Here is a 7,617-nt window from a genome sequence, read left to right as displayed (position 1 = left end):
GAGCCCTCAAGGGCGTGGGTAGGGTCGTTAGGAAAAAGTTCTCCTTTGCACTCTTTGTTGGCACGCTCTCCGTGCGGGCCCCCCCTACACCCCCGCCCCCCGGCGCCGCGGAGGCCGAACGGGCCGTGAGCCCGGGGCCGTTGGTCCCGGGCTCACCGTCTGCATGCCTGTTCTTCTCCCTCCTTTCGCGAAATCACGAGGAAAATCCGGTGATTCGCGAGAAATAAGGTGGCCCACGGCAGATGGCAGCCGCCCCTCCTCCGTGAAGGGGGCACTTCTCGACGGCAGGACGGACGACACATCCCATGGACATGAGCGCGGGCGAGCGCAAGGGGCTCAGCCTCTTCGCCCTCATCATGATCGGCATAGGCTCGATCTTCGGCTCCGGCTGGCTCTTCGGCGCCGGTGCCGCCGCCCAGGTGGCGGGCCCCGCGGCGCTGGTCGCATGGGTGATCGGCGCCGTCTTCATCGGCATGATCGCGATGTCCTACGCGGAGGTCGGCTCGGCCTACCCGATCCCCGGCGGCATGGCCCGCTACGGCCATCTCTCCCACGGGCCGGTGCTCGGCTTCCTCACCGGCTGGGCCGTGTGGATCGCGGTCGCCTCGCTCATCCCGATCGAGTCGATCGCCGCCACCCAGTACATGACGTCCTGGAGCTTCGACTGGGCGAAGGGGCTGGTCGACCCGGCCACCCATCAGCTCACCCTCTCCGGCATCTGCACGGCACTGGCGCTGACCGTCGCCCTCTGGCTGACCTGCTACTGGTCGGTCCAGCTGCTGGCCCGTGCCAACACCGTGCTCACCCTGGTCAAGTTCGCCATCCCGGTGCTCGCCGTGCTGGCACTGATCGGTTCGGGCTTCCACACCTCGAACTTCACCTCGCAGGGCGGGTTCGCCCCGTACGGCTGGCCGGCCGTGCTCACCGCCGTCACCACCTGCGGCGTGATCTTCGCCTTCAACGGCTTCCAGGCCGTGGTCAACCTCGGCGGGGCCGCCAGGAACCCGGGCCGGGCCATCCCGATCGCCCTGGTCGGCGCGCTCGCGCTGGGCCTGGTGATCTATCTGGCGCTGCAGACCGCCTACCTCGGCTCCGTACCTCCCGAGCAGCTCCAGCAAGCCGGCGGCTGGCAGGGCTTGAACCTCAGCTCGCCGTTCGCCGACCTCGCCAAGCTGCTGATGCTGCACTGGGTGGTCACGCTGCTGCAGTTCGGCGCCTTCATCTCGCCGGCCGGCTCCAACATCGCCAATGTCGCCTCGGCCGCGTACATGGTGACCAATCTCGCCGAGACCGGCTTCTTCCCCAGGAAGCTGGCGGCCGTGCACCCGCGCTACGGCACCGCACGCCCCGCGATGTGGCTCAACCTCGGCTTCTCCGTCCTGCTGCTGCTCACCGTCGGCCGCAGCTGGCAGGCGCTGGCCGGGGTGGTCTCGGCGGCCATGGTCATCTCGTATCTGATCGGCCCGATCGCGGTGGGCGTCCTGCGGCGGACCGAGCCGGCCCTGCCGCGCCCCTTCCGGCTCCCCGCCGCCGGGTTCCTGTGCCCCCTCACCTTCACCTTCGCCGCCTGCGCCCTGTACTGGTCGAAGTGGCCGGACACCGGCAAGGTCGCCGTGCTGACGCTGGTGTCGGTGCCGATCGCGGCGCTGGTGCTGCGGCGCAAGGGCGAGACGCGGCTGGCCCGGCAGTTCGCCCCGGCCTGGTGGATGGTCCTCTTCCTGGTCTGGATGGCGGCGCTGTCGGCGCTGGGCAGTCCGGACTTCGGCGGCCGTGGCATCATCCCCGGCGGCCTGGACATCGCCCTGGTCGCGCTCTCGGCCCCGGCCTTCTACTTCTGGGCCGTACGCGCCGGAGTCGGGGCGCGGGCGGCGGGCCTGACCGGCTCGTTCTCCGGCACCGTATCCGCTCCGACACCCACTGTTACGCCCGAGGACCAACGCCTGACGGCTTCCGTCTGACGGCACCGCGCCGGGTCCGGGTTACGCTCGACAAACGGCGCAGAAACGCACCTCCTGCCCCATTGCTCCACCGTCCACCACGAGCAGACAAGGGAGTCCGCCACCGTGGCCATCTCCGTCTTCGACCTCTTCTCCATCGGCATCGGCCCCTCCAGCTCCCACACCGTCGGCCCCATGCGCGCCGCCCGGATGTTCGTCGGACGCCTCAAGAAGGACGGCCTGCTCGCCCAGACGGTCAAGGTGCGCGCCGAACTCTTCGGCTCCCTCGGCGCCACCGGCCACGGCCACGGCACCCCCAAGGCCGTCCTGCTCGGCCTTGAGGGCCACTCCCCGCGCAGCGTGGATGTGGAGAGCGCCGACGACGAGGTGGAGCGCATCCGCACCACCAAGCGGCTGCGGCTGCTGGGCGCCGAGATAGGCACCGCGCACGAGATCGACTTCGACGAGTCGACCGAACTGATCCTGCACCGCCGCCGCGCCCTGCCGTACCACGCCAACGGCATGACCCTCTACGCCTACGACGCCGCGGGCGCCCCGCTGCTGGAGAAGACGTACTACTCGGTGGGCGGCGGCTTCGTCGTGGACGAGGACGCGGTCGGCGAGGACCGCATCAAGCTCGACGACACCGTGCTGAAGTACCCCTTCCGCACCGGCGACGAGCTGCTGCGCCTGGCCCAGGAGACCGGCCTGTCGATCTCCGCGCTGATGCTGGAGAACGAGAAGGCCTGGCGCACCGAAGCGGAGATCCGCGACGGGCTGCTGGAGATCTGGCAGGTCATGCAGGCCTGTGTGGCCCGCGGGATGTCCCGCGAGGGCATCCTGCCCGGCGGGCTGAAGGTCCGCCGCCGGGCCGCCACCGCCGCCCGCGCACTGCGCGCCGAAGGCGATGCGCCGGCCCACGCCATGGAATGGGTCACCCTCTACGCCATGGCCGTCAACGAGGAGAACGCCGCCGGCGGCCGGGTCGTGACCGCCCCCACCAACGGCGCCGCCGGCATCATCCCTGCCGTCCTGCACTACTACCTCAACTTCGTGCCCGGCGCGGACGAGGACGGCATCGTCCGCTTCCTGCTCGCCGCCGGCGCCATCGGCATGCTCTTCAAGGAGAACGCCTCCATCTCCGGCGCCGAGGTCGGCTGCCAGGGCGAGGTCGGCTCCGCCTGCTCCATGGCCGCCGGCGGCCTGGCCGAGGTCCTCGGCGGCTCGGTGGAACAGGTCGAGAACGCCGCCGAGATCGGCATGGAACACAACCTCGGCCTGACCTGCGACCCCGTCGGCGGCCTCGTCCAGATCCCCTGCATCGAACGCAACGGCATGGCCTCGGTCAAGGCCGTCACCGCCGCCCGCATGGCCCTGCGCGGCGACGGCCGCCACCACGTCTCCCTCGACAAGGTCATCAAGACCATGAAGGACACCGGCGCCGACATGAGCGTCAAGTACAAGGAGACGGCACGGGGCGGGCTGGCCGTCAACATCATCGAGTGCTGAGGATCTAGGCGGACACCCCCTACCTAGGCCCTGACCAGTGCGTTCGTGTCTTTCAGCGCGGTCAGGGCCTTCCTTGCTTATGCGGCGGAAAGTCCCCGGAAAGTCCCTGGGACAGGCGTGAAAGTCCCTGAGAAGTCCCTGGGGAATCCTTCGTGGATCGGCGTCTGACCTGGGGGTTCGTCGCACCTGCTCGACGACGGCCCCTTCCTCTGGCACCCTTCGAACAGCTCTGCAGTGACGACTAGGTAGGCGCCGCCTGCACGGAGGACCGGGCACGGTAGCCACGGTTAGCGACCCCTCAATAACAAGAGTTTTGTTAAAGTGGGTCCATGGCCACCTCCCCCGCTCCCGGCGAAGGCCCCGTCCGTCCAGTCTCCGTCTCCCTCCACGAAGGCACCATCGCCGCCCTCAAGGCACGTACCGGCAAGCGGGGCATGTCCGCCTACGTCGAAGCTCTCATCGAGCGCCAGCTGGAGAGGGACCGGCTGCGTGAACTCATCGAAGACGCCGAAGCCGAACACGGCCCGGTGGATCAGGTAGCGGTCGAGACCAAGCGGGCCATCCTGCGCGGTGACACGACCGGCTCGGCAGACGCCGCGTGAGCGGGACACTCGTCCTGGACTGCGAGGGGCTGTCCAAACTCGTACGACGCTCCCCTGAGCTCACCGAGTGGCTGGCTGCGGCCGAGGCCGAGGACATCCGCGTGGTCTCCAGCTCCGTCACGCTGGTCGAAGCACGCGATCCCAAGGTCAACCAAGCCCGCTTCGACTACGCAGTTTCCCGCGTGATCATCGTCCCGCCCACCGAAGCCATCGCCCGCCACGCCAGCAAACTCCTCGCCGCTGCCGGCCTGCACGGGCACAAGTACGCCCTCGACGCCATCGTGACCGCCACCGCACTCGCCTCGCCCGCCCCTGTGACCGTCTTGACGTCGGACCCCGAGGACCTCCTCATGCTGTGCGGACCCGGCGTCCGCGTCGTCAAGGTGTGACCGCGAGGCCACGGCTCAACGGAGCGCGGGTATCCCTGCGTGTGGAGCGAGCCGCGCACAGCCCGCAGCCCGTCTTCGTCCCATCTTTCGGCCACGGCCCCGATGGCGCGCCACCGAGGACGTACGACGCCGGGACACCATCGGCTTCCCACTGCCCGTCTCCGTGCACAGGCGCCGGTCTCACCCGGCGCCGGCGGGGTGGACGATGTTGTTCCGCTCAGCGGCGCCGCTGGCGGCCGTTCTTGCCTGCGGGGCGCTTGGGCTTCCGGGTGCGGCCGAGGCGGGCGCCAGGGGTACCCAGTGCCCGTGCCGCCAGTTGCCTGAGCTCGTCGAGTCCGGACCGATCCGGGTGCGCGGAGTCCAGTGCGGCGGCAATCGCGCCCCTGGCCTCGATGCCCTGGGCGCGCAGCGCCTCCTCGGCGCCGCCCCGGCCGACCGCCAGCTCTACGAGCTGGAGCAGGCTCTCGGCGAGCACCAGCAGATGCTCTGCATCGGTCAAGTCCTCCGGCGAGAGCAGTTGACGGTGTGCCAGTTCGCTCAGCGCGAGCGGCGCGAGCTGAACATCGCCACGCAACTGGCGCAGCAGCCGTTCGCCCTCGCCGTCCGGCAACGCCGCCAGAAGTACAGCGAGCATCGCCTCCGCACGCACCCGGAAAGGCATGGAACCTACGGCTTCGACGAGTTGGCGCAGTGCGGCATCCCGCTCGCCGCGTGCCGAAATCCAGCCGGCCAGCTCCGCGCGGGCGGTGTCCGGGGGGGGTAGTCGTCGGCCAGCACGCCCAGCAGGCCGGCCGCCGAGGCATGGGTCAGTTCGCCGACCAGCGGCGCGTCCCGGCCGACCGCCAGGAGCCGCTGCCGTACCGCCCGGGTGCCCAGGTCAGTGAGGCGGAAAAGCTCGACCGGCCCGGCGGTCAGCTCCTCACGCTGGGCGCGCGCACGCTCCTGCGCCGTCGGTTCCGCGGCCGCCCCGGCGACGCCCAGCAGCTCCGCGAGTTCCGGTGGCATGTCCGCGGGCAGCTCGTCTCCGGCGTCGGAGAGGTCGGTATCGAGGAACACCGGATCGGCCATCCCCCGATCGCGCTTGATCGCGCCCAGGTTGACCAGCACGTCGAGCGCCGTGCGCAGGTCCTGGTCGGCGTGCTCGAACCACATCCGGTGCGCGGCGTCTGACCCGCCGTCCAGCTGGAACTGGGCCCGGTAGCCCAGGTATACGGAGTCACGCAGCCGCGGCCAGGGCATCGGGTACGGCAGCTGTAGAGCGTGTTCAGTACGTCCTCCAGCACGTCCTCGTAGAATGCGAAGAGAATCGACTCCAGATGCCAGCCGCTGCGCGCACCGTTCAGGGCCTGCCGCAGCTCGAAGCACGCGTCGAAGGCGCGCAGCCACAGCTGAAGCGGGTCGGCCAGCACCGGCCGGGCCTTGACCACCGCGCAGACCGTCCCTTGACCGCCCGGACCAGCCGCGCCTTCTTCGCCCACTCCACGAGCAACCCCAGCCGGGGCAGGTTGGCCGAGGAGCGTACTCCCTCGGCGTTGTCGCCGGTGCCCAGCACGTCCACCAGCTCGCGGGCATCGGCCATCCGCAGCCGCCCAGCCGCCGTCACCACACGGCCGTCCCGCCCCGCCCACTCGGCGAGCCCGCGCAACTGCGCCACGATCGCTGACTCCTCGGCCCGTCGGCGCAGTTCGCCGTCCGGAGGGAGTGCCACAGGCAGCTGTGGCTCTGCACGGGCCGCGTCGGACAGCGCACAGCCGGTCATCCGCCGTTCCATGATCGCGCCGAGGGCCTGCTCGTCGTAGGCGACCTCCCCTCGCTGGGCCCGCTCCGCGAATCGCTGCAACGCCGCCCCGTTTCGGACGTCCACGCCCTGCTCGGCAGCCGTCGTCGCCCAGAACTTCGCCAGACCCCAACGGCTACGGTCCGCCATCGCCACCGGGTACTGCTCCGCTGCCACGTCGACCGCTGCGAGGGAGTCCTGAAGTGCGGGACCGCGCGGGTCCGCCAGTTGCGCGGCGTGCAGATAGCGCAGCAGCATGCGCAACGTGCCCGGGGCGTCGCCGCGTTCCTCCCCGGGGAGTTCGGTGACCGTCTGCGGCAGCCAGAAGAGCACCAACTCCTCCACATGCCGCGGCTCCCACAGCCCCAGCCGACCGTCGGCACCGGTAGTCCAGCGCCGCCTCGGCCAGGAACTCGTCCACCGGCAGCCCCTGCTCGCCGGCCCACCGGACCAGCCGGTCGACCAGCAACCCGCGCGCCGCCTCGTACTCCTCCTCGGCGCCGGCTTCGAACCGCATCCACATGAGCCCACCCAACGTGTCCGCAGCACTCCTTGCCACGCAACGCTATGGCCCAGCCGCGCCGCGCAACGCAGCCGAGGGCAAGGGGCCCGCTACCCCATGGGCAGCACATAGTGCTAGTTGCTCTCGCCGACCGCGGCTTCGAGCGTCCGGATGACGACAGACCGGGCCTCGTCGTACGGATCTGCGACACAGAACGGCACGCCGTCCCGGCCGAACTCGATCGGCACCGCGCCGCGTGCGACGACCGTAACCTGGTACCGGGACAATGCACATCCTGGTGGCGGGCGTGCATCCCTTGAGCAGGCCCGTTCACCAAGTGCCGGCAGCCAAGCCGCGGGCCTATCCGCCCGCGACCACCACCCGCACCGGAAAGTCCGGACTGGCACTACTCATCCCTTCCTCGAATCCGCGCGGATTATCAATGCGGCGGGCGGGATCGTAAATGACGGCGAACAAGCCGGCGGCTTCCGGGTGGTGTCGATATCCGAAAATGTCGGCCACAAGCTGATCCCGAATCTTCTTGGCGCCCAGCGACGACGAGGCCATTTTCGCTTCCACCGCCACTCTCTCCCTCTTGAGGAGAAAGTCGATGCGATAGAAGCCGCCGGCCCAGCTGGGGGTGGATTCCTCCGGGCGGACATCCACAAAGTACAGTACGAGCAGCGCATGGAGAAAACGCTGTAGGTCGTACTCATCTTCGAGACGAAGTCCAGGTCGCCCCCGGCTCTCGCGCCGGACGATCGCCAGCCCCTGCGCCAACCGCTCCGACATGCCAGCAAGACGCTCCAGCGTCCCCAGCACCCCGGCCTCTGCAGCCACCCGCCCAAGCACCAGCACCAGCACCAGAATCCGCTTCTGCTCCCGAAGCGGCTCGAGGAAG

Annotated in this window: 9 protein-coding genes; 4 read left to right on the top strand and 5 right to left on the bottom strand. The window is 69.8% G+C overall.

All coding sequences use genetic code 11. From position 1 onward, the window contains the following. Window positions 1-305 precede the first annotated feature (305 nt). The 4 genes from ACZ5XZ_RS05190 to ACZ5XZ_RS05175 all read left to right on the top strand — a co-directional run bounded on the left by ACZ5XZ_RS05190 (window position 306) and on the right by ACZ5XZ_RS05175 (window position 4,437). Complete coding sequence (locus tag ACZ5XZ_RS05190; protein ID WP_468974738.1) at window positions 306-1,958, top strand: APC family permease; 1,653 nt, start codon at window positions 306-308, stop codon at window positions 1,956-1,958. Between the two features lie 105 nt (window positions 1,959-2,063). Then, complete coding sequence (locus tag ACZ5XZ_RS05185; RefSeq protein WP_468974737.1) at window positions 2,064-3,446, top strand: L-serine ammonia-lyase; 1,383 nt, start codon at window positions 2,064-2,066, stop codon at window positions 3,444-3,446. A 329-nt stretch (window positions 3,447-3,775) separates the two neighbouring features. Beyond that, window positions 3,776-4,048: a hypothetical protein gene (locus ACZ5XZ_RS05180; RefSeq protein WP_468974736.1), complete on the top strand. Its 273-nt coding sequence runs from the start codon at window positions 3,776-3,778 to the stop codon at window positions 4,046-4,048. Beyond that, window positions 4,045-4,437 (top strand): type II toxin-antitoxin system VapC family toxin, encoded by a 393-nt coding sequence (locus ACZ5XZ_RS05175; RefSeq protein WP_468974735.1) that lies wholly within the window; start codon window positions 4,045-4,047, stop codon window positions 4,435-4,437. The genes ACZ5XZ_RS05180 and ACZ5XZ_RS05175 overlap by 4 nt, the downstream gene beginning before the upstream one ends. Before the next feature lie 217 nt (window positions 4,438-4,654). On the opposite strand, the gene ACZ5XZ_RS05170 is transcribed toward ACZ5XZ_RS05175, so the two are convergent. From ACZ5XZ_RS05170 to ACZ5XZ_RS05150, 5 genes are all read right to left on the bottom strand, one after another. Continuing rightward, a complete protein-coding gene (locus ACZ5XZ_RS05170; RefSeq protein WP_468974734.1) occupies window positions 4,655-5,071 on the bottom strand; it encodes a hypothetical protein in 417 nt (138 codons plus the stop codon). A gap of 32 nt (window positions 5,072-5,103) precedes the next feature. Further along, entirely contained in the window at window positions 5,104-5,676 is a 573-nt protein-coding gene (locus tag ACZ5XZ_RS05165) for a hypothetical protein (RefSeq protein WP_468974733.1), read from the bottom strand. 100 nt (window positions 5,677-5,776) lie between these two features. Continuing rightward, a complete protein-coding gene (locus ACZ5XZ_RS05160; protein WP_468974732.1) occupies window positions 5,777-6,559 on the bottom strand; it encodes a hypothetical protein in 783 nt (260 codons plus the stop codon). A gap of 291 nt (window positions 6,560-6,850) precedes the next feature. After that, window positions 6,851-7,003 (bottom strand): hypothetical protein, encoded by a 153-nt coding sequence (locus ACZ5XZ_RS05155; RefSeq protein ID WP_468974731.1) that lies wholly within the window; start codon window positions 7,001-7,003, stop codon window positions 6,851-6,853. A gap of 73 nt (window positions 7,004-7,076) precedes the next feature. After that, the gene (locus ACZ5XZ_RS05150) at window positions 7,077-7,580 is read right to left on the bottom strand and encodes a PD-(D/E)XK nuclease domain-containing protein (RefSeq protein ID WP_468974730.1); all 504 of its coding nucleotides are present in this window, start codon (window positions 7,578-7,580) and stop codon (window positions 7,077-7,079) included. Window positions 7,581-7,617 lie beyond the last annotated feature (37 nt).

This window comes from Streptomyces sp. NPDC033270, from assembly GCF_055576575.1.
The sequence above is the reverse complement of the archived record's forward strand: the minus strand, read 5'-3'. Positions and strand labels throughout refer to the sequence as shown.